Below are 21032 nucleotides of genomic sequence, written 5' to 3'. Positions count from 1 at the left end.
AGAGTATTGATTATGGCGGATGCAACTGCTGGCAAAATTCCTCACGTATTGGTCATTATGGATGGTGTGGGGCACCGTGAAGCGGTCAAAGACAATGCTTTTTTAGCTGCGAAACGACCGAATTTAACAGCTATGCAAAACAAGCATCCCCATAGTTTAATTTCAGGTTCAGGTGAAGATGTCGGTTTGCCAGATGGTCAGATGGGCAACTCTGAAGTGGGCCATATGAATCTGGGTGCAGGTCGCGTGTTGTATCAAGATTTTACCCGCATTACCAAAGATATTCGTACCGGTGCTTTTTTTGAACATGAAGTTTTGATAGATGCTGTAGAAAAAGCCAAAGCTGCGAATGCTGCGGTACATATTTTGGGTTTATTGTCGCAAGGCGGCGTACATTCACATGAAGACCAAATTGTGGCGATGTGTGAGTTGGCATTGAAACGTGGTGTAAACGTCTATCTACACGCCTTCCTCGATGGTCGTGATACGCCACCGAAAAGTGCTCAACCTTCACTGGAAAAATTGGATGCGATTTTTGCCCAATATCCAGGGCAAGGTCGCATTGTTAGTATGATTGGTCGTTATTTTGCCATGGATCGTGATAACCGTTGGGATCGTGTTGAGCAAGCTTATCGTTTACTGACTGAATCTGAAGCATCACATCATGCAGCTTCAGCAGTTGAAGGCTTAGAACAAGCCTATGCTGCTGGTGAAAGTGATGAATTTGTCAAAGCCACGCGTATTGGTGAGGCGGTTAAAATTCAAGATCAAGACAGTGTCATCTTTATGAATTTTCGTGCTGACCGCGCTCGTGAAATCACCAAAGCTTTTGTCGAAAAAGAGTTTGCAGGTTTTGAGCGTAAAGTCATTCCAGAATTATCTAAATTTGTGATGTTGACTCGTTACCAAGCGACGATTGATGCACCTGTAGCTTATATGCCTGAAGCGTTGAAAAATTCGATTGGTGAATATTTATCAGACTTGGGTAAAACTCAACTGCGAATTGCCGAGACGGAAAAATATGCGCACGTTACGTTTTTCTTTAGTGGTGGTCGTGAAGATGAATATCCAGGTGAAAAGCGTATTCTGATTCCATCCCCGAATATAGCGACTTATGATTTAAAACCAGAAATGAGTGCTTATGAGGTCACCGATGAATTGGTGGCTGCGATTAATTCATGCGAATTTGATTTGCTGGTGGTCAACTTCGCCAATGGTGATATGGTAGGACATACTGGGGTGTTTGATGCAGCAGTAAAAGCAGTAGAAGCAGTCGATACTTGTTTGGGCCGAGTGTATGAAGCAGTGATGGCACAAAAAGGGCATATGTTGGTTACGGCTGATCATGGTAATGTCGAGCAAATGCAGGATTATCAGAGTGGTCAAGTGCATACGCAACATACGACAGAATTGGTGCCATTCATTTATGTGGGGCCGACGTCTGCAACGATTGCTGAAGGGGGTGTTCTTGCTGATGTGGCACCGACTTTATTAAGTCTGATGCATGTTCCTGTACCAGCAGAAATGCAGGGTCGCAATTTGGTGACTTTAACAGCATAATTTTTGTGATAACCATAATGTGATAACCATAAACAGGTAAAAGAATGGTCTTACGACGCTGCAATTTTATTGTCACCCTTACCCTGCTCATGCTGTGTGGAGGCCATTCTGTTTTTGCCGCTGAAAAAAATCAATCTGTTTTAGATTTTGATGATGAGATTAACGATAACTATGCTGAAGTCCCTGTGGAGTCAATTCAGCAATTTGTTCAAATCTACAGTATTGTCAAAGATAATTATGTGGATACAAAAACGGATGATGTATTATTTCAACAAGCGATTAAAGGGTTGGTTAGTGGTTTAGATCGTTACTCACGTTATTTAAGCGCGGAAGACTATAAACAATTGGTGCAATATACCGAAGGTGATCTGGCTTCTGTAGATTTTGGTTTGAACTATGACCAACAGTCACATCAATGGATGATTCAGAGTTTGAACGCTCATGCTGATTCTGCTAAGCAAGGTTTACGTAATGGGAACAGCATTTTTAAAATTGATGGGCAGGAGTTAAAAAAACTCAATCATGACCAAGTGATGAGCTTATTGAACGGTTCGATTGGTTCGACTTTAAGCCTGCAACAGAGTTCAACCAGTCAGCCTATCAGTTTGGTACGTAATAAAAAAATAGAAACCGACATTCAAGCTCATGTTGTGCATAATCAAGTTCTGGTCATTAAAGTAAAAGTTTTTCAGCAAGATACTGCCAATGAAATCAAACGCTTAATTGAGGAATATTCTTCTAATCGCATTAAAACGGTCTTGTTAGATTTGAGGAATAATCCAGGTGGTTTACTCTCAGCTGCAGTTGAAACGGCAGATTTGTTTTTAAATCAAGGTGTTATTGTTTCAACCAAAAGTCGTTCTGAAGGTGATCAGCAGTTTCAGGCCTTACCCAGTTCTGAGTTTCAAAATTTAAAAATAGGCATTTTAATCAATGGTCGTTCGGCATCTGCTGCTGAAGTTTTTACTGCGGCTTTAAAAGAGCATGGACGTGCTTGGGTAGTGGGTGAAAAAAGCTATGGGAAAGGTGTAGTACAAAAGCTCTTTCCTTTGCCAAATGGTGCTGCTTTACAAATGACGGTATCGCACTATTACACGCCAAAAGGCCAAATGATTGAAGGAGTGGGTATTCAGCCCAATCAAGAATATCTTCTACAACATGACACCAAAGATGAAAATTATCTGGAACACGTTGCAGAAATTATTTTAAATCATTAATAAGAATATTATTCGTCTTCTGTATCAAGTCCGAATTTTTTTAAACGATATCGTAACGAGCGAAAGGACATCCCCAGTTTCTTCGCGGCCACGGTTCTGTTCCAGTGCGTTAAGTTCAAGGCATTGAGTAAAATATCTTTTTCAATATTTTCTAAATAAAGCTCTAAACCTTCTTCGGGCAGCTTTTTACCAGAAAGTGTGCTTTCAGTACGAGGTAGAACAATAGATTCTTGTAGATCGACTGGATTCATTCTTGGATAACGTAAAGGTGCACTTTGTAAGTGAGATAAATCAATTTTTTCATCATCACTTAAAGTGATGGCCCGTTCAATGATATTGCGTAACTCTCTGACATTTCCTGGATAGTATTGCTCCAGTAAAAATTTCTTTGCGCGTTCAGCGAGCTGTTTGGCAGGAATTCCCCATTCCTGACTAATTTTTTGAATAAAATGATGCGCGAGTAAAATAATATCATCGCCACGCTCACGTAGAGGAGGAAGGACTAAATCCATCACATGAATACGGAAAAACAAATCATGTCGAAACTTGCCTTGTTGTACCAAAGCTTCTAAATCCTGATGACTGGCGCTAATCACGCGAAAATCAACATCAATTTCATTTTCTGAACCTACTGGACGTATGCGCTTTTCCTGCACCGCACGCAGTAGTTTGACCTGCATGTTCAGCGGCAACTCTGCAATCTCATCTAAAAATAGGCTGCCACCATGTGCCGACTGAATCAGACCTTGTTTGTCTTGTGTTGCACCCGTGAAACTCCCTTTTTTGTGTCCAAAAAGCTCACTTTCCATCAGTTCTGTAGGAATCGCACCACAATTGATGGCAATAAAAGGGCCTTCATTGCGATTGCTGAGGCGATGCACCAGATTGGCAATCACTTCTTTTCCTGTTCCTGATTCACCAGTAATAAAGACAGGTGCTTGAGAACGAGCTATTTTATTTAAAGTAATTCTTAATTGTTGAATAGGAAAAGATTGTCCAATTAACAACCGTTGTTCTAAACTGTCTTGTTTGGTTTGAAGCTGTTCGATGGGTTTGTTAAATGCTTTTTGTAAAAGTTGTTCTAAATGTTTTTGATTAATAGGTTTACTGACAAAATCAAAAGCACCTGCTTTTAATGCAGCAATTGCGATATCCATGTTGCCATAGGCGGTCAGAACTGCAACAGGCAATGAGGGCGTTTTTTGCGTAATCCACTCGACCAGTTGAATGCCATTGCCATCGGGCAAGTTTAAATCTGTTATACATGCATCGTATTCATGTTCGCATAACAGCTTTTTTGCTTGTTCAAGACGATATGCAATATGCGTTTTGATGCCCATCCGTGATAAAGTCATTTGCATCAGTGTACATAAATCTTCTTCATCATCCACGATTAAAACAAGTGGTTGTCGTTCCACAATTATCCCCCAGCAATATTTATTTATAAAGATTCATTTAAATTGGCATTGAGGCATTCTATTTGAAAACATGCCCCTTGTTCTTGTTGTACATAGTCCAGTTTGGCATCATTTGCTTCGCAAAAACTATGTGATAAATACAATCCTAAACCAGTTCCTGTGATTTCGGTACTAAAAAAAGGTTGAAATAAATAGCCCTGATCTTTTGAAGCCACGCCCTGACCAAAATCGCGCACATCAATGCGAATATGACTGCCATGTGTATAAATATTCAGTTCAATATAGGGATATTCGGGGGAGTTATGTCGAATAGCATTGCGAATCAAATTAATTAAAATTTGACGCAGTTGTGCTTCATCAAAAATAATCGAGATTTTGCTTTGGATGGTACAACGAATTTGTGTTGCAACATCGGATAAATCTTCTTGAATAAATTGAGAAATAAATTGATTTAATTGAATTAGAGTCGGAAAAGTTTCTTTATTACGCACCATTGTTAGGGTGTCTTGTATGATTCGATCTATACGTTGCGCTTGTTTCGCAATCATTTGACTTAAAAGCCTTTGCTGCTCAGGATCACTGTCAAGAAAGAGTTCATTGGCCTGAGCGATGGCTGCTAAAGGATTACGAATTTCGTGGGCAATACTGGCGGATAACTGGCCTAATGCGGCTAATTTTAATTGTTGAACTCTTTGATTAAGTTTACGTGCATCTTGAAGTACCAAGAGGGTGAGGATTTGATGAGGAACAATTAATTTTTGTACTTCAATGTGTATCGAAAAAAGGCTGAGTTGCGATTCAAATTGAAATTTTTCACCATTTTTAAGCTGATCAAATTTGAGTAGTTCAAATAAATCAGGTTGTACTTTGATGAGCGGATATTTGTCATAAACATAAATTTGGGCAATTCCCAATAGTGTACAGGCGGCAGGATTACTCAATACGATATTGCAGTTTTCATCCAGCACTAAATAGCCCAATTCAATTTGTTCTAAAATATAGCGATTTAGATTTTGTAGTCGTTTTAATTCTAAAGATTGAGAAAAATTTAAATTTTCTAGAATTTGAAAACGTTTTACGGCGACTTGGCCACTGCCATAAACCATAAAAAATAGAAAAGCCAATAAAGCGCTGTTTCCAATTTTATTGAGGGAGGACAGATCAAATAAACTGCCTAAAAAAAGCTGATAAACCACACTGATGACAGCAATTAAGGTAATGATCAACGCTTTTTGTGCATCGAGCAATACGGAAGCGGCAAAAATAGTAATGACAAAAATAAGGCTTAAATGTAGGTTGGGGCCATCTAAGGCTAAGGTCATTAAACTTAAAGCGACCACATCAACCACGAAAAGCAGTGTCAATTGAAGGGGTATTTTATATTTTAAATTTTTAAGCGAAATCAGTTGGATAAAACTGATGGCTACATACGCCATCAACACATAAGAATAGAGTTGGGGATATTGATAATCTGCATTTAAACTGGGATAGGTCAGCAAAAAAATCAGTAAAAGACATGTCGTGATGATGAGTCTGTATGTCGTATACCAAATGGCTAAATGGTATTGATTTAACTCAAAATTATAATTTTTTTGTATCATGCATGTCTTCTAGCAAGCCCAATTTAAGGCATTATTAAGGTTTAATTAAGCCATAACGAATTGCTAAATGAGTCAGTTTTACATCGCTATCTAAACTCAATTTTTCAAAAATACGATAACGATAGGTATTTACTGTTTTCACACTCACAAACAGTTTATCAGCAATTTCTTGTGCACTAATACAATTTACCACCATCATCGCCACTTGCATTTCTCGCTCAGATAATGCATCAAAAGGGGATTGCTGAGTATCAGAAAGATATGAGCTGGCCAGTTGTTCGGCAATATCTGCACTAAAATATTTACCTCCTTGCATGACTTTATTAATGGCACGGACCATTTCTGTTACGGGTGCACCTTTGGTGATATAGCCTTTAGCACCTGCTTTTAACAATAATGAGGGATAAGGTTCTTCAGCTAAACCACTGACTGCCAAAACTTTAGTTTCGGGCGCCGTTTGTAATAAACGTCGGGTCGTTTCAACACCGCCAATACCAGGCATATTGACATCGAGTAAGACCACATTTGGATGATACTGACGAACCAAGGTAATCGCTTCTTCTCCAGATTCAGCCTGACCCACCACCTGAACACCTGAATGGTCTTCGAGCATACGGCAAATTCCAGTACGGACTAATTCATGGTCATCTACCACTAAAACTGTGATCACCTAATTCTCCTTCAAATAAAAAAAAGCATCTTTTTTGTTACATAAAGCAAAATAAGCTTGCAATGAAATGACAAAATTAGCAATCCTATTCTATCTTTAAATGAAATGTTGAACACAAAGTTGCATGCTTAAAAAATATTCATCTTTGTGTTTAAATGTAAGGCATATTTGAGGTAATACACAAATGTATCTTACCTCCCTGAGTTGAGTAAACCAAAGTGAAAAATTCAAAAAAATCTTTAATGCATGTGCTGGGTGTATCGATCTTGCTAAGTGTGAGTTCAACTAGTTTTGCAGAACTGATCATGGACGCTCCCGGGGGGGCCGGTCAAGCAGCACTAAGTTGGTCATCGGAAGATGCGCAACAGTTGCTTAATGGTGATGTTTCGGCACTCGTAGAAGAGGTTTCGCCACAAGGTTCGACCAAAATTACCACTTCTGTACGCAGTTCTAATGGTGTAGTAACCCAGTCAGCACCTAAAACAGTCCAGATTTTAAGTAATTCAGGTTACAGTAATCAACCTCAGGTCAATGCTCGTGCAGCATTGGTGATGGACTCTCAAACAGGTGAGGTGCTGTATAGTAAAAATTCAAATGCAGCTCTACCGATTGCATCTATTACCAAGTTGATGACGGCTGTGGTGATTGCAGATGCACGTTTAAATATGTCTGAAGAAATCACCTTAAAACAAATTGATTTTGCTGGTGCAGGCGGTAAAAATTCAAGTTCAACGTTGCGTGCTGGCGATTCAATGAACCGTGCAGAAGCTTTATTGTTGGCTTTAATGAAGTCAGAGAATCCCGCAGCGGCTGCTCTCGCTCGTACTTTTCCTGGTGGTCGAAGTGCTTTTATTGCGACTATGAATGCTAAAGCCAAATCTTTAGGCATGAGTTCAGCCCATTATGTTGAGTCTACGGGACTTGATCCGCATAATATTGCGTCTGCACGAGATTTAGGTATTTTAGTAAGTGCGGCTTATCAGTATGGTCTCATTCGTCAATTTTCAACGACACCGAGTTATGATTTTAATTTAGGTTATCGTGTATTGAAATCAAACAATACCAATGCTTTAGTACGTAATGGTGGCTGGAACATTAATATTTCAAAAACAGGATTTATCAATGAAGCAGGGCGTTGTGTGGTGATGCATACCACTTTGAATAATCGTCCTGCCGTTGTAGTCTTACTCGGTGCTTCTTCCTCTCAAGCACGTACCAATGATGCAACGCGTTTAATGGGTTGGGTGACGCAATTATCAAAACGTATCTAATCAAATCATTTCAGTTTATTTATAAAAAAAAAGCCTCACAATTGCGAGGCTTTTTTTGAGTTGGATACAATCGAAATTATTGGTCCATATTAGAAAGAATTGAAGTTTTTACATCATTCATAGTGGCATCAATGGTCAGCATAACTGCATCAGAACACTGTTTAATTGCAGTATCTGGATCCTTCAAACCATTTCCTGTTACGGTACAGACAATAACAGAGCCTTCAGCAATTTTACCTGCTTTAATATCACGGATTGCACCGCCGATAGAAGCAGCAGAAGCAGGTTCAACGAATACACCTTCATACATTGAAAGTAAGCGTTGCGCTTCTAAAATTTCACTGTCTTTTAATTCATCAAACCAACCTTTCGAGTCGCGTACGACTGCTTTGGCATGATTCCAGCTTTGCGGATTGCCGATACGAATCGCAGTTGCGACTGTTTCAGGATGTTCAACAGGAGCACCACGTAAAAAAGGAGCAGCACCATCTGCTTGATAACCCACCATGATAGGTAAGCCTTCAGGTTTAGGACCGGTGAAAGCATCGGTTGCCGCATCATAAATCACTTGTTCAAATTGATCAGCAGGTTGATTGGCTACCGCTTCTGTATAACCCATCCAGTGTGCAGTGATATTACCTGCATTACCGACTGGTAAGCAGTGATAATCAGGCGCACGACCTAAAGCTTCAAAAATTTCATAGGCAATGGTTTTTTGACCCTGCAAACGATACGGATTGATAGAATTTACAATCGTTACAGGAGCTTGATCTGCAACTTCTTTGACCAGACGCATGCCATCATCGAAGTTACCACGAATTTGCATGGTGATTGCACCATACATCATCGCCTGTGCCATTTTACCCATGGCAATTTTACCTTCTGGAATTAAAACAAATGCTTTAATTCCTGCGCGTGCAGCATAAGCAGCAGCAGCAGCAGAAGTATTACCAGTTGAGGCACAGATAATTGCTTTAGAGCCTTCTTCCACGGCTTTGGTCACAGCCATGGTCATGCCACGGTCTTTAAATGAGCCCGTTGGATTTAAGCCTTCGTACTTCACATAAATTTCAACATCTTTACCAATAATACGTGGAATATTCTCAAGCTTAATCAGCGGTGTATTACCTTCACCTAATGAGATAGCACGAGTAGTGGCAGACACGGGTAAACGGTCGCGATAACGGTCAACTAAACCAGTATAACGATTGGCATTCGACATGATGATGTTCCAATATGAGGAATAAGCCCCCCTTTCAAAAAGGGGGATTTAGAGGAGTTTAAAAACGTGATTAATTTTCAAGCGATTCTAAACGAATTCGTACAATTTCGCCATGAATGAAAGGCAATGCTTGAATTTGTTGTAACGCTTTATCCATTTTTGACTCAATCACAGGATCGGTCAGAATCACGATCGGAATCAAATCTTTTAAGCGTGGTTGCTGCATGATGGCATCAATGCTAATTCCAGCACGGCTTAAAATTGTGGTGACATCTGCAAGAACGCCAGTTTGATCTTCAGCATTAATACGGATGTAGTATCCAGTCGTCATTTCTTCGCGTGAAAGAATAGTTAGGTCACTTAAAGCTTCAAAAGCCAATTGTGGAATAGTCCCTGCACCATCTTCGGTATAGATGATGTCACGGACAATATCTACGACATCTGCTACTACAGCCGAAGCAGTTGGACCTGCACCTGCACCTGCACCATAATACAACGTTGGTCCGACGGCATTGGCTTGAACCAATATGGCATTTTTCACACCATTTACATTGGCAATCAGTTGGTCATCAGGAATGAGTGTGGGATGAACACGCAGTTCAATTCCTGTTGCTGCACGACGTGCAATACCTAAATGTTTGATTCGAAAACCTAAGTCTTCTGCATATTTCACATCTTGTGCGGTGATTTTTGCTATTCCCTCGGTAAAGACTTTGTCAAATTGCAAAGGAATACCAAAGGCACATGAAGCCAAAATGGTCAGTTTATGTGCTGCGTCAATACCTTCAACATCAAAGGTTGGATCGGCTTCGGCATAACCGAGTTCTTGTGCTTCTTTCAGAACATCCTCAAAAGCACGACCTTTTTCACGCATTTCACTGAGAATGAAGTTGCCTGTACCATTAATAATACCAGCCAGCCAGTCAATTCTATTTGCCGCTAATCCTTCACGAATCACTTTAATGATTGGGATACCACCAGCAACCGCAGCTTCATAAGTAATTTGTACAGCATTATCTTCTGCAGCTTTAAACAGCTCATTACCGTGTTCTGCAAGTAGAGCCTTATTTGCGGTCACAATATGTTTGCCATGCTTCATGGCTTCCATAATGACTTCATAAGCAGGATGAATCCCACCCATGACTTCAACCACCACATCGACATCAGGCTGACGCACAATTTCAAGAAGATCTGCGCTTAATTGAATGGATTCTGGAAGATCTAAATCTGGACGCGGACGACGTGTTCCGACATGCGTAATTTGAATTTCGCGACCCGTACGACGTTTAATCTCAGCAGCATTTTCTTTTAATAGTTTAAGGGCACCAACACCTACAGTACCAAGACCTAGGATTGCCAGACGAACTGGTTTCACGTCATACTCCAATATCTAATCAATTTTAAGCAATCCTAGATCATAGCTAAAAAAAGCATCAGACTCTAGGAAAGAAATAATTTTATCTTCAACTATAAAAATAAGTAAATTAACGAATAAAAATTAGTTATTTAAACGTTCTACCAATTCTTCAGGAGAAAGGTAACCACCCAAATACACACCTTCTGCATTATAAATGGCAGGTGTACCATTTACACCCATATTTAATCCAAGTTGATACTGCTCTTTTACAGGATTTTTACAGGTCGCAGGTGGTAAAGGTGCACCAGTAATAGCTTGGTCAAAAGCCGCTTGACGGTCTGCGCTACACCAGACACTTTCCATGGCTGGCATGAATTGTTCACCACGCGGCCAAGCAATATAACGGACTTCGATACCCTTAGCGTTAATGTCATTTAGGTGTTCATGAAGTTTATGACAATATGGGCAACTTGCATCCGTAAAGACATAGACTACATGTTTGGTCTTACCTTTTGCTTTATACACCAATAAATCTTCTGTTTTTAAGTTGGCAAGCAACTTTTTATTGGCTTCAGATTGTAAGTTTTCACTGACATTGTGAATCTTGCTGTCGCCTAAGCGCAGCACATCGCCTTGAATAATGTATTGACCATCTGCTGTAGCATATACAGAAGACATGCCTTCAAGATTGACCCAATACAAACTAGGCACTTCAGTGGCTTTAATATCTAAAACTTTGGCATTGATGCTGGCTTTTTTAAAGTGCTGTTGCAAGGTATTCATCAGGCGTTGTTGTGCATTACGTTCAGAAAGATTAGACGCTTCACCTGTTGCAGGTGTACTTGCCGTTAAAGGACTTTGCTTGTCATCATTATTTGAATTTGAACAAGCCGTAATTGCGAGACTGCTGGCTAAGGTGCATGCAATCAAAATTTTTGAGCGGGTAAATAACATAAATAACCCTTTTAAGCGATAAAGAAAACAGGTGGCTTAGCATAGCAAAAAAAAAGCACTGCTCGTTAACACTTCTTGGTCGTAGAACATAGATTAAAAAAACCGCTAAGCGCGAGGATGATGTTGTGCGTGTAATTGTTGCATGCGAACTTGAGCGACATGAGTATAAATTTGGGTCGTAGATAAATCACTATGACCAAGCAACATTTGTACAACCCGTAAGTCTGCGCCATGATTGAGCAAATGTGTGGCAAAAGCATGTCTCAATGTGTGGGGTGAAAGTTCAGCTTGAACACCCGCTTGTAAGGCATATTTTTTAATCGCATACCAAAAATTTTGCCGACTCATGATACCGCCATGCTGAGTTAAAAATACATAATCTGTTGCAGATTTATATAACTGTGGTCGTGCTTGATGTAAATATTGTTCAATCCAATCACAGGCAACTTGACCTAAAGGCACCAAGCGTTCTTTATTGCCTTTACCGACAATACGCAAATAACCTTGCTTTAAATTAATCAATTCAAGCCGTAAATTGAGTAATTCGGTCACTCGTAAACCACAGGCATAAAGTACTTCAAGCATGGCACGATCGCGTAAACCTAAAGCCGTTTCAATGTCGGGTGCATGAATCAAAGCTTCGACTTCTTGTTCAGAAATATCTTTGGGTAACGCGCGTCCAATCTTTGGGGTTTTATGGGTCGCTACGGGATTGTCTGAACGTAATTTTTGTTCACGTAAAAACTTGTAAAAACAACGTAGTGCGGAAAGGGCACGCGCAATCGAACGCGGGCTTTTGCCCTGTTTGGTTAAGGCTAGTAAAACATCTGAAATATCGTCTCCTGACCACAGTGGCATATGATTGGAATGGCATTCACTTGCTTGAATTAAATCAGAGAGATAAGCATTCCGGGTGTGTGGACTCACAGTTTGTGAAATTAGATAATCTCGAAAACCCTGCAAAAAACTTAAATGTTTAGGAATGTTTACGGGTGCTGGTATTCGAGGTTTTTTATTGAGCATATGAGGTCTACATTGAATGAACATCCAAGTTTTCTTGGTATAGATTAATTTAGAACAATTCCTGAATAAAGTCGATGCATCAGTGCAAGATGAGAATTAGAATCAAACCTTATTTGGTAATTATTCTCATTTGTTTGTATACTGGTTAAAATATTTTGGGATTAGATGTAGTGCGTTTATCTGATTTAAAAGTGAAACAAACGGCGATAATTAGCAAAGTTAATCGAACTTTGGAAGCGGGCATTTCTGAACAAGATTTGGTTGCAAGCCGTTTAGAGACATTAGGTTTTGTTCCTGGTACAAAAGTACAAGTGATTACCAAAGGTATTTTTGGGGGAGACCCAATTTTGATTCAAGTTGGATTTACCCGATTCGCACTGCGTAAAGTTGAAGCTGAAAAAATTGACATACATCTTGATGGGGTGCCGACATGAGTGATGCGCTACGTATTGCCTTAGTTGGTAACCCAAACTGTGGTAAAACTTCCTTGTTCAATCACTTGACAGGCACCCGTCAGAAAGTTGCTAATTATGCTGGTGTGACCGTCGAACGTAAGGTTGGACAGTTTAATTTACCTTCTGGTCAAGCGGTTCGTGTTCTGGATTTGCCCGGAACTTATAGCTTAGATGCTACCAGTCCAGATGAAGCCATTACCCGCGATGTCGTTCAAGGTAAAATTACAGAAGAAAAACAACAAGATGCATTCTTGTGTGTGGTGGATGCAACCAACCTCAAATTACATTTAGGTTTAGTCCTAGAAATGATTGAATTGGGTCGTCCAATTTTACTTGTCCTCAATATGATGGATGAAGCACGTCGTCGTGGCATGCAAATTAATACCCAAAAACTTTCAGAACGCTTAGGGATTCCAGTAGTAGAAACGGTGGCAGTGCGAAATTCAGGCATTGAAAACCTGATGAGCGCACTTGATCAAGCTAAATATTCGATTCCTCATACTGAACTGAGTGGTTTAAAAGGAAATAATCATCATAAAATTGAGACAATTTTGCATGATGTGGTCAACTCAGTCGATGAAGAAGATAAGCGCTCAGATTTTTTAGATAAAATCTTTTTACATCCAGTCTTGGGACTGGTGAGTCTCGCGGTCATGATGTTTGTGGTTTTCCAAGCGGTCTTTGCTTGGGCTGCACCATTTATGGATGGGATCGAGACGTTCTTTGGTTGGTTGGGGGAATTTATTGGACAGCATATCTCACATCCACTCTTAAACAGTTTGGTGGTGGATGGTGTCATTGCAGGCGCTGGTGGTGTGGTCGTATTCTTACCACAAATTTTGATTCTATTTTTCTTCATTTTAGTGTTAGAAGAATCTGGATATTTGCCCCGCGCAGCTTTCCTATTAGATAAATTGATGTTTAAGGCAGGCTTAAGTGGTCGTGCTTTTATTCCTTTATTATCTAGTTTTGCCTGTGCTGTGCCCGGCATTATGGCCACACGCAGTATTAGCGATCCACGTGACCGCCTGACCACAATTTTTGTTGCACCTTTAATGACGTGTTCGGCACGACTCCCTGTTTATGCTTTATTGATTGCTGCGTTCATTCCTGAATATATGGTGTGGGGTATTTTCAATTTACAAGGTCTGGTCTTGTTTGCTTTATACATGGCTGGAATTGTGAGTGCACTAGTAGTCTCGTTTATTCTGAAATTTTTCCAAAAAGATAAGTCTCAGCATATGTTGTTGATGGAACTACCGAGTTATCGTTTTCCTGATATAAAAAGTCTTTGGATCGGTTTGCTAGATCGTGCCAAAATTTTCTTAAAACGCGTCGGTGGCATCATCTTTGCGCTTTCAATTTTACTTTGGTTTTTGTGTACTTTCCCTCAACCACCTGAAGGTGCGACTTTACCTGCGATTGATTATTCTCTGGCGGGTATGCTGGGTCATGTCATGCAACCGATTTTTGCACCGCTGGGTTTTAACTGGCAAATCTGTATTGCGTTAATTCCTGCGATGGCCGCACGTGAAGTTGTTGTGGCTGCACTTGGTACGGTATATGCCTTGTCTGCAACAGATGATGATGCCATATCACAAGGTCTATCCTCTATTATCAGCAGTGATGGGAGCTTGGGTTGGTCACTGGCTACTGGTCTTTCACTTTTGGTGTGGTTTATTTATGCCCCGCATTGTCTAGCGACTTTGGCTACAGTAAAACGTGAAACGGGTTCATGGAAAACAGTCAGTTTTATGACGGCCTATTTATTTGGTTTGGCCTATTTGATGTCTTTTCTCACCTATCAAGTTGCATCGCATTATTGGGGTTAAGTGACGTTGATTCAAAATAACAGCGAGCGGAGATTGAAATGATAGAAGTAATTATAGTTGCTGTACTGGTAATATGGAGCACGATTGTGGTGTTCAAAAAAGTATTTCCTACAAGTGCAAATTCAGTCTTTATGCACTTATCTAATTTGTGTAATAAACAGGGTTGGCTCACCTTGGCAAAATGGTTAAAGCCGGCTGAGGTTTCAGGTTGTGGTGGAGGTTGTGGCTGTGCGGTTACTGAAGAAAAGACAGTAAAACAGCCAGAAATCCAAGCAGTAAAATGGAAATAAAACGCAAGTTTGTCCTGATTTAAAAAAACCGTCATCTTTATGACGGTTTTTTTACGCACTGACACAAAAAAAGGCAGATAAAGTCAAAACAGAAAAAGCATTCAAAACAGCAAAGTGCTAACATTTTGCCAGTTTTAAAAATAAACCAGAATATGGGGTAAAAATGTTAATTCAACGTGGTGGATTAAAAGTCGTTGCAGGACTAGGAATATCAGGTGTTGCGGCAGTAAATTTCTTACATGAACAAGGCTACCGCGTTGCAGTAACAGATTCTAGACCGACCCCGCCAGGCTATGATCAAATTCCTAGCGAAGTACAAACCAGCTTTGGCCAGCTTGATCAAGAGCTGTTGTTACAAGCTGAAGAAATTGTGATTAGTCCAGGATTGGATCCGAAGCTAGCTGAAATTCAAGCCGCTATCGCAAAAGGCATTCCTGTCGTCAGTGAAATTCAGATTTTACGCCGCGCCACTGACAAGCCGATTATGGCGATTACGGGTTCAAATGCAAAAAGTACAGTAACTACACTGATTGGCTTAATGGCCAAAGATGCTGATATTAAGGTTGCTGTGGGGGGGAATCTGGGACGGCCTGCACTGGATTTAACCAAAGATGATCCAGAATTGTATATTTTAGAGCTTTCCAGTTTTCAGTTAGAAACGACGTCTAATTTAGCCGCAGATGTGGCAGTGATACTGAATTTGAGTGAAGATCATCTAGATCGTCATGGTGACATGATGGGGTATCACACGGCCAAGCATCGTATTTTTCAAGGTGTCAAAAAAGTAGTACATAACCGTGATGATTCATTAACTCGCCCCTTGGTGCCAGATGTGACGCCAATGCAAAGCTTTGGTTTAAATGCACCAGATATGAATCAATATGGTATTTTAAAAGAAGATGATGGCACCATTTGGTTAGCTCGTGGCCGTGAACGTTTACTGAAAAGTACGGACATGTATATGCAAGGAACACATAATATTGCAAATGCTTTGGCATGTTTGGCCCTTGGTGAAGCAATTGGCTTGGCCCTTGAATCGATGCTGAATACATTAAAGACATTTAAAGGCTTAGAGCATCGCTGTGAATTTGTAAAAGAACTGAACGGCGTACGTTATTACAATGATTCAAAAGGCACCAATATCGGCGCGACCTTAGCAGCGATTGAAGGTTTGGGCGCTGCTATAGCCCCTCAACAGGGTAAAGTTGCGATTATTTTGGGTGGTCAGGGTAAAGGACAAGATTTTAGGGCTTTACGTAATGCCTTAAGCCAATATACAAAGCTTGCAGTGTTGATCGGTGAAGATCGTACTGTAATTGAAAAAGCAATTGCAGGTACAACCACGATTATTCAAGCTGACTCTTTAAAAGAAGCGGTCGAATTAGGCCAACAACATACGCAAGTGCATGATGTGGTGTTATTGTCACCTGCATGTGCCAGTTTTGATATGTTTAAAGGATATAGTGAACGTGGACACCAGTTCGTTGAATGTGTAAACACTCTTGCTTAAAAGAATGATAAGGAAAGTTGTATGGCTGGCTTAGCTCAGGCGACCATAAATAAAATTAATCAGGTTTATAATACGTGGGGACCAAAAATTCCTGCTGAAATGACCTCACGCAATGTACTTATTTTTTGTGTGATTGCCTTACTCTGTATTGGCTCCATCATGGTGGCTTCTGCATCCATGCCGTATGCTGACCGCTTGCATGAAAATCCATTTCACTTTGTGATCAGACATGGAATATCGATTTTGGTGGCTGCCATTGCTGCATTTTTAGTTTATAAAGTGTCGCTGAATATTTGGTTCAATAATACCTTCCCATTGTGGTTAATGACCATTTTGTTGTTGGGGGTCGTATTGGTTGTCGGGACAGAAGTGAACGGTTCAACCCGTTGGATTCGTATAGCAGGCTTTACTTTACAGGCCTCGGAAGTTGCTAAAGTCATGATGGCCATTTTTACGGCTGATTACGTGGTACGTAGGGCAGAAGAGGTACGTAATAATCTATCTGGACTGTTTCGTTTAGGTGCAGTGATGGTGATCACCGTCGGTTTGATTCTGGCTGAACCAGATTTGGGCGCAACAGCAGTGATTGTCTTGATGATTTTAGGCGTGTTCTTTTTGGCAGGTGCGCCGCCGATCCAATTTATCATTTTCATGGGGGCGATTATTATTGGTTTGGTTGTCGCGATTGTGTTCGAGCCTTACCGTTTGCAACGTGCTTTATCCTTTACCGATCCGTGGGCAGATCCGCTAGGCACAGGCTATCAACTGTCCAATGCTTTAATGGCTTTTGGACGAGGTGAGTGGGTCGGAGTGGGGCTTGGACATAGTATCCAAAAAATGGCTTATCTTCCTGAAGCCCATACAGACTTTATGCTGGCGATTTTAGGTGAAGAGTTTGGTTTTATGGGCATTAGCACCGTGTTGGTATTGTCTTTTTCAATGCTGGTTTGTTGTATCAAAATTGGTCATCGTGCCCTACAAAATCAATATTTACGTGCCGGCTATTTGGCCTATGGCATCAGTATTATTTTCTTGCTGCAAATTTTGGTCAACGCCGGTATGAATATGGGGATGCTTCCGACCAAAGGTTTAACCTTGCCATTTATTAGTTATGGCGGGTCATCTTTAATTATGTGCGCGGTTATGATTAGCTTGATTTTAAAAATTGATGCAACCACACAAAAAGTGAACCCAAGTAAAGAAGAATCAAGTTTCTAGCTTTGATTCTGATGATCAATCCTGCTGAGCATGGTTTAACACTGTGCTTGGCATTTCAGTGCCACAATGCAGACATTTCACAAATTCTCCTTTTGCTTTTGAAAGGGGAATCAATGGGATAAAAAATAAAGAAAAATAATGACGCTGTTGTCTTAATTCATATGCACTTTGGGTTCTGCATACGGGACAAAGGAACTGACTTTTCTCAACGATTTTGGTCTTTGGACCCATTCCAAAAATAAAAAACATAGACTGAACTCTTTTTTAAGTTTTGTCTTTTAGCTTAGCGCATTTTTGATTTTATAAATAAGTGCCTTGCAGTTCTATTGTGTGTGGAATCTGTTGTATATCCCATTGCGCAATGGCTTGCTTGAGCATATGTTTTGGCGTGTCCAAATCAACATGAGGTTGATGTAAAGCATGAATTGCTTGTTGGAGTAATTCAGGTGCGCGGTTGAGATCGATCGCTTGCGCCAAATTTTGTTTAGACAGTTTTTGCCCCTGTGCATTCATGGCAAGCGGCAAGTGCATATATTGAAGTGTAGGATAACCCAAAAGTGAACCCAACCAAATTTGCCGTTCGGTATTATCTAGTAAGTCTGCACCACGAACCACATGGGTGATGCCTTGTAAATAATCATCTACCACGACTGCCAGTTGATAATTCATAATCCCATCACGGCGCTTGAGAACAAAGTCGCCTAAGTCTTGTTGGAGATTGGAACAGTGTATGCCTTGTAAGCGGTCCTTAAAACAAATGTTTTGATCTGGCACTTTGACTCGAATAGCCTTTTGTTCAAAAGACAGATTTAAATTAAGGCAAGTACCTGTATAAATATGATTAGAACCCAACATTTTTCGGGTACATTGGCAGGCATAGACTTGATGCTTTTGATGTAATTGATCGATGATGGCATCGTAAATATCCAAACGATTTTTTTGGAAAATGATATCTGCGTCCATTTCAAAATGAAATGCATCAAGACAAGCTAGAATGTGATTTTCACTTCCGGGATAAATACGCGGAATGTCAGTATCTTCAATGCGAACAAGCCATTGACCGTGATGTGCACGGGCATCGCAATAACTCGCAACGGCTGTGATGAGTGAGCCAAAATGCAAAGGGCCGGTTGGCGATGGCGCAAACCGACCCACATAAGCCATCCTTTTATCTCCTTCCTTGAATAAAGAAGGGATTAGGGCTGGATTATTAAGCATAAACTGTAATTAGCCGTTATTTTGCTTCTCTTTGATTTCTGCTAAAGTTTTGCAGTCAATACAAAGGGTTGCAGTTGGACGCGCCTCAAGACGACGTAAACCAATTTCAATACCGCAAGTTTCACAAAAGCCATAATCGTCATTTTTAATCGCGTCGATTGATTGCTCAATTTTGCGAATTAATTTACGTTCACGGTCACGAGTACGGAGTTCAATCGCAAACTCTTCTTCTTGTGTCGCACGATCATTTACATCGGGCAATGCAGTATTTTCATCTTGCATTGTGTTTAAGGTACGATCCACTTCAGACATTAACTCTTCTTTCCATGCCAGTAAAATTTGGCGGAAATGTTCAAGTTGTCCTTCGGACATGTATTCTTCATTTTTTTTCGGCTGATAAGGTGCAATACCAAATAAGCTAGCAGTAGAGCCACTTTCTGATGCTTTTGGCTTGGTTTTTCGCACACGTTTTGTAGACTTTTCCTCTACAACATCAGTTTGTTCGTCCAAGACTTGGTTTTGGTTGTCATTCGCCATTTAGGGCATTCCTCATCATATACGTATATCTATACGCAAAAAATATGGTGATATGCAAGTGTTTTTATCCAACCCTTAGGAGATTCTCCTTCGAGGGGCGTCATCATATAGACTTTTTGTGCTTTTTGATAGTCTTTGATGTCGGGATTCTATCTATCACGTTTCCTTTCGAAGCCATAAAATAATGGAAAAGAAGGCAAATGAAAAGTTAATAACCTGAAATTTCAATATTAATTTTTTGTTGTGTATTTGCAACCCGATGAACTACTGTGTCTAACTCACCATTTTCTTTTAAAGATAATACGCGAAACCCCGGACTTTCATCATCTAAAGCGAAATGATCACTTAAAGGTTTGAACTGTACACAGGTGGATGGGGTAGAAAAAAACTGAATATTTTGCCACTCCCTTAAAGAATCTTGATGTACATGACCACATATAACGGCTTTGATATTGCTATGTTTATTTAAAACCTCTAAGAGGTTATTGGTGTTTTTGAGTTTGTGTTGATCAATCCATTTTGACTGCATATCAAAAGGATGATGATGACAAGCCACAATCATAAATTGCTGTGCATAGGTTTCTAAAATATGTTCAAGTTGATGCAAATGCTGTTGTGAAACCCAGCCATCAATTTGATTAGGAACTGCGGTATTTAACAGTACAATGCTCCATTGACCAAAATGAAGGACATGGACTTGATTTTGATTTTGATGGAATGGGAAGTGTTCAGCGTGGTCATGATTGCCCGGAATTTGATAAAACGGTATACCTGTAGTTTGCATAAAGCTTAAGTAACGAGCATATGTTTCTGGCACGGGAACTTGAGCTAAATCGCCTGTATGTATGATGGCGTCTGCATGTGGATATTGTTGTTGAACTTGCTTTAAAACGGTGTGAAAACTGTGTTCAGGATTCATGTGCACAAATTCTAAATCTGCCTGATCCATCAAATGAGTATCTGAAATCTGAATAATGGTCCAGTCACGTTGGTTGTCATGGTTCGATGATAAAGTCATGTCCAGCTCCTTAGACATTCCTTGAGGTGTTTATGTGCTGTTGTAACCATTGCAAAGCCATAATAACGGGCGCATTTTTTAATCGACCATTAAGGATTAAGCTTGCAATATCACGATAGTCAATCAGATGTAATTTGATATTTTCGCCTTCATCGGGCATGCCGAAAATGCCGCCCTTTTCTGGAAGTTCGGCTTCTGCGCTATATAAATGAAACAGTTCTGAACATGCGCCTGCTGATGGATAAAAGCTGAATAAATGCTGCAAGGTATTAATCTGGCAGCCCGATTCTTCTAAGCTTTCACGGCGGATGCAGCTTTCAGGGGATTCATCACCATCTAACACACCGGCAATAATTTCGAGTTGCCAAGGCGAATCTGTATCATCAATTGCACCAACACGGAATTGTTCAATTAAGGCAAATTTTTGTTGAGTATCATTGTAAATGAGGACACCTGCTGCTTCAGATCGTTGAATCAATTCACGTTGCAGAATTGGTGTATATTCGACTTGATGAAATAAACGGTGTTTTAGACTGACTTTCTCAACCTGAATAAAACCTCGATATAAATATTCACGTGACTGAATATGAACTTCGTTGCTCTGATAAGTCGCTTGTTGAAGAATATTCATATCATGCAGTTAGGATGAAAAGTATGCATT

At 40.2% G+C, this 21032-nt stretch carries 20 protein-coding genes; 8 read left to right on the top strand and 12 right to left on the bottom strand.

Annotation, left to right across the window (positions count from 1 at the left end; translation table 11 throughout):
* The first annotated feature begins 12 nt into the window (after window positions 1-12).
* Both gpmI and GA0116959_RS09715 read left to right on the top strand, forming a co-directional pair.
* Entirely contained in the window at window positions 13-1560 is a 1548-nt protein-coding gene (gpmI, locus tag GA0116959_RS09720) for a 2,3-bisphosphoglycerate-independent phosphoglycerate mutase (RefSeq protein ID WP_092720540.1), read from the top strand.
* A gap of 89 nt (window positions 1561-1649) precedes the next feature.
* Window positions 1650-2777: a S41 family peptidase gene (locus tag GA0116959_RS09715; RefSeq protein ID WP_411164412.1), complete on the top strand. Its 1128-nt coding sequence runs from the start codon at window positions 1650-1652 to the stop codon at window positions 2775-2777.
* An 8-nt stretch (window positions 2778-2785) separates the two neighbouring features.
* Here the strand turns inward: GA0116959_RS09715 and GA0116959_RS09710 are convergent, their stop codons facing one another.
* The 3 genes from GA0116959_RS09710 to gacA are packed head-to-tail and all read right to left on the bottom strand — an operon-like array spanning window position 2786 to window position 6466.
* Window positions 2786-4198: a sigma-54-dependent transcriptional regulator gene (locus GA0116959_RS09710; protein WP_171256903.1), complete on the bottom strand. Its 1413-nt coding sequence runs from the start codon at window positions 4196-4198 to the stop codon at window positions 2786-2788.
* Between the two features lie 20 nt (window positions 4199-4218).
* A complete protein-coding gene (locus GA0116959_RS09705; protein ID WP_092720537.1) occupies window positions 4219-5796 on the bottom strand; it encodes a sensor histidine kinase in 1578 nt (525 codons plus the stop codon).
* 34 nt (window positions 5797-5830) lie between these two features.
* The gene (gacA, locus tag GA0116959_RS09700; RefSeq protein ID WP_053578965.1) at window positions 5831-6466 is read right to left on the bottom strand and encodes a response regulator transcription factor GacA; all 636 of its coding nucleotides are present in this window, start codon (window positions 6464-6466) and stop codon (window positions 5831-5833) included.
* Window positions 6467-6684: 218 nt separating this feature from the next.
* Between gacA and GA0116959_RS09695 the strand changes: the two genes are divergently transcribed.
* Window positions 6685-7737, top strand: coding sequence for a serine hydrolase (locus GA0116959_RS09695; RefSeq protein ID WP_092720536.1), 1053 nt, complete (start codon window positions 6685-6687; stop codon window positions 7735-7737).
* Window positions 7738-7813: 76 nt separating this feature from the next.
* On the opposite strand, the gene thrC is transcribed toward GA0116959_RS09695, so the two are convergent.
* The 4 genes from thrC to xerD all read right to left on the bottom strand — a co-directional run bounded on the left by thrC (window position 7814) and on the right by xerD (window position 12293).
* Window positions 7814-8959 carry a threonine synthase gene (gene thrC, locus GA0116959_RS09690; protein ID WP_053578963.1) on the bottom strand — a complete coding sequence of 382 codons (1146 nt, stop codon included), beginning with the start codon at window positions 8957-8959 and terminating at the stop codon, window positions 7814-7816.
* 70 nt (window positions 8960-9029) lie between these two features.
* The gene (locus GA0116959_RS09685) at window positions 9030-10334 is read right to left on the bottom strand and encodes a homoserine dehydrogenase (protein WP_053578962.1); all 1305 of its coding nucleotides are present in this window, start codon (window positions 10332-10334) and stop codon (window positions 9030-9032) included.
* 123 nt (window positions 10335-10457) lie between these two features.
* Complete coding sequence (locus tag GA0116959_RS09680; protein ID WP_092720535.1) at window positions 10458-11270, bottom strand: DsbC family protein; 813 nt, start codon at window positions 11268-11270, stop codon at window positions 10458-10460.
* A gap of 105 nt (window positions 11271-11375) precedes the next feature.
* Window positions 11376-12293 (bottom strand): site-specific tyrosine recombinase XerD, encoded by a 918-nt coding sequence (gene xerD, locus GA0116959_RS09675; RefSeq protein WP_092720534.1) that lies wholly within the window; start codon window positions 12291-12293, stop codon window positions 11376-11378.
* A 170-nt stretch (window positions 12294-12463) separates the two neighbouring features.
* Here xerD and GA0116959_RS09670 point away from each other — a divergent pair, with 170 nt between their 5' ends.
* The 5 genes from GA0116959_RS09670 (at window position 12464) to ftsW (ending at window position 17598) form a co-directional block, all read left to right on the top strand.
* On the top strand, window positions 12464-12727 hold the full coding sequence (locus GA0116959_RS09670; protein ID WP_092720533.1) for a FeoA family protein: 264 nt from the start codon (window positions 12464-12466) through the stop codon (window positions 12725-12727).
* A complete protein-coding gene (gene feoB, locus GA0116959_RS09665) occupies window positions 12724-14580 on the top strand; it encodes a ferrous iron transporter B (protein ID WP_092720532.1) in 1857 nt (618 codons plus the stop codon). Before GA0116959_RS09670 ends, feoB begins: the two co-directional genes overlap by 4 nt.
* A gap of 38 nt (window positions 14581-14618) precedes the next feature.
* Entirely contained in the window at window positions 14619-14870 is a 252-nt protein-coding gene (locus GA0116959_RS09660) for a DUF6587 family protein (RefSeq protein WP_053578958.1), read from the top strand.
* A 163-nt stretch (window positions 14871-15033) separates the two neighbouring features.
* Window positions 15034-16380, top strand: a complete 1347-nt coding sequence (murD, locus tag GA0116959_RS09655) for a UDP-N-acetylmuramoyl-L-alanine--D-glutamate ligase (protein ID WP_092720531.1) — start codon at window positions 15034-15036, stop codon at window positions 16378-16380.
* 21 nt (window positions 16381-16401) lie between these two features.
* Window positions 16402-17598 (top strand): putative lipid II flippase FtsW, encoded by a 1197-nt coding sequence (gene ftsW, locus GA0116959_RS09650; RefSeq protein WP_053578956.1) that lies wholly within the window; start codon window positions 16402-16404, stop codon window positions 17596-17598.
* 15 nt (window positions 17599-17613) lie between these two features.
* Here ftsW and GA0116959_RS09645 read toward each other — a convergent pair whose 3' ends face one another.
* The 5 genes from GA0116959_RS09645 to GA0116959_RS09625 form a co-directional block, all read right to left on the bottom strand.
* Window positions 17614-17847, bottom strand: coding sequence for a zinc-ribbon domain-containing protein (locus GA0116959_RS09645; protein WP_092720530.1), 234 nt, complete (start codon window positions 17845-17847; stop codon window positions 17614-17616).
* A gap of 51 nt (window positions 17848-17898) precedes the next feature.
* Complete coding sequence (gene gluQRS / locus GA0116959_RS09640) at window positions 17899-18816, bottom strand: tRNA glutamyl-Q(34) synthetase GluQRS (RefSeq protein WP_171256902.1); 918 nt, start codon at window positions 18814-18816, stop codon at window positions 17899-17901.
* Window positions 18817-18825: 9 nt separating this feature from the next.
* Window positions 18826-19353, bottom strand: a complete 528-nt coding sequence (gene dksA / locus GA0116959_RS09635; RefSeq protein ID WP_053578954.1) for an RNA polymerase-binding protein DksA — start codon at window positions 19351-19353, stop codon at window positions 18826-18828.
* A 208-nt stretch (window positions 19354-19561) separates the two neighbouring features.
* On the bottom strand, window positions 19562-20371 hold the full coding sequence (locus GA0116959_RS09630) for a metallophosphoesterase (RefSeq protein WP_092720528.1): 810 nt from the start codon (window positions 20369-20371) through the stop codon (window positions 19562-19564).
* 10 nt (window positions 20372-20381) lie between these two features.
* Window positions 20382-21002, bottom strand: a complete 621-nt coding sequence (locus tag GA0116959_RS09625; protein WP_092720527.1) for an NUDIX domain-containing protein — start codon at window positions 21000-21002, stop codon at window positions 20382-20384.
* Window positions 21003-21032 lie beyond the last annotated feature (30 nt).

Origin of the sequence: Acinetobacter albensis, assembly GCF_900095025.1 — a bacterium.
In the GTDB taxonomy this organism is placed as follows: domain Bacteria; phylum Pseudomonadota; class Gammaproteobacteria; order Pseudomonadales; family Moraxellaceae; genus Acinetobacter; species Acinetobacter albensis.
The sequence above is the reverse complement of the archived record's forward strand: the minus strand, read 5'-3'. Positions and strand labels throughout refer to the sequence as shown.

Excerpts from the sequence above, each read along its gene's own strand:
- gpmI (WP_092720540.1), top strand. The coding sequence starts at position 13 with ATGGCGGATGCAACTGCTGGCAAAATTCCTCACGTATTGGTCATTATG.
- GA0116959_RS09715 (WP_411164412.1), top strand. The coding sequence starts at position 1,650 with ATGCTGTGTGGAGGCCATTCTGTTTTTGCCGCTGAAAAAAATCAATCT.
- GA0116959_RS09705 (WP_092720537.1), bottom strand. The coding sequence starts at position 5,796 with ATGATACAAAAAAATTATAATTTTGAGTTAAATCAATACCATTTAGCC.
- thrC (WP_053578963.1), bottom strand. The coding sequence starts at position 8,959 with ATGTCGAATGCCAATCGTTATACTGGTTTAGTTGACCGTTATCGCGAC.
- GA0116959_RS09680 (WP_092720535.1), bottom strand. The coding sequence starts at position 11,270 with ATGTTATTTACCCGCTCAAAAATTTTGATTGCATGCACCTTAGCCAGC.
- xerD (WP_092720534.1), bottom strand. The coding sequence starts at position 12,293 with ATGCTCAATAAAAAACCTCGAATACCAGCACCCGTAAACATTCCTAAA.
- feoB (WP_092720532.1), top strand. The coding sequence starts at position 12,724 with ATGAGTGATGCGCTACGTATTGCCTTAGTTGGTAACCCAAACTGTGGT.
- GA0116959_RS09660 (WP_053578958.1), top strand. The coding sequence starts at position 14,619 with ATGATAGAAGTAATTATAGTTGCTGTACTGGTAATATGGAGCACGATT.
- murD (WP_092720531.1), top strand. The coding sequence starts at position 15,034 with ATGTTAATTCAACGTGGTGGATTAAAAGTCGTTGCAGGACTAGGAATA.
- ftsW (WP_053578956.1), top strand. The coding sequence starts at position 16,402 with ATGGCTGGCTTAGCTCAGGCGACCATAAATAAAATTAATCAGGTTTAT.
- GA0116959_RS09645 (WP_092720530.1), bottom strand. The coding sequence starts at position 17,847 with ATGTTTTTTATTTTTGGAATGGGTCCAAAGACCAAAATCGTTGAGAAA.
- gluQRS (WP_171256902.1), bottom strand. The coding sequence starts at position 18,816 with ATGCTTAATAATCCAGCCCTAATCCCTTCTTTATTCAAGGAAGGAGAT.
- dksA (WP_053578954.1), bottom strand. The coding sequence starts at position 19,353 with ATGGCGAATGACAACCAAAACCAAGTCTTGGACGAACAAACTGATGTT.
- GA0116959_RS09630 (WP_092720528.1), bottom strand. The coding sequence starts at position 20,371 with ATGACTTTATCATCGAACCATGACAACCAACGTGACTGGACCATTATT.
- GA0116959_RS09625 (WP_092720527.1), bottom strand. The coding sequence starts at position 21,002 with ATGAATATTCTTCAACAAGCGACTTATCAGAGCAACGAAGTTCATATT.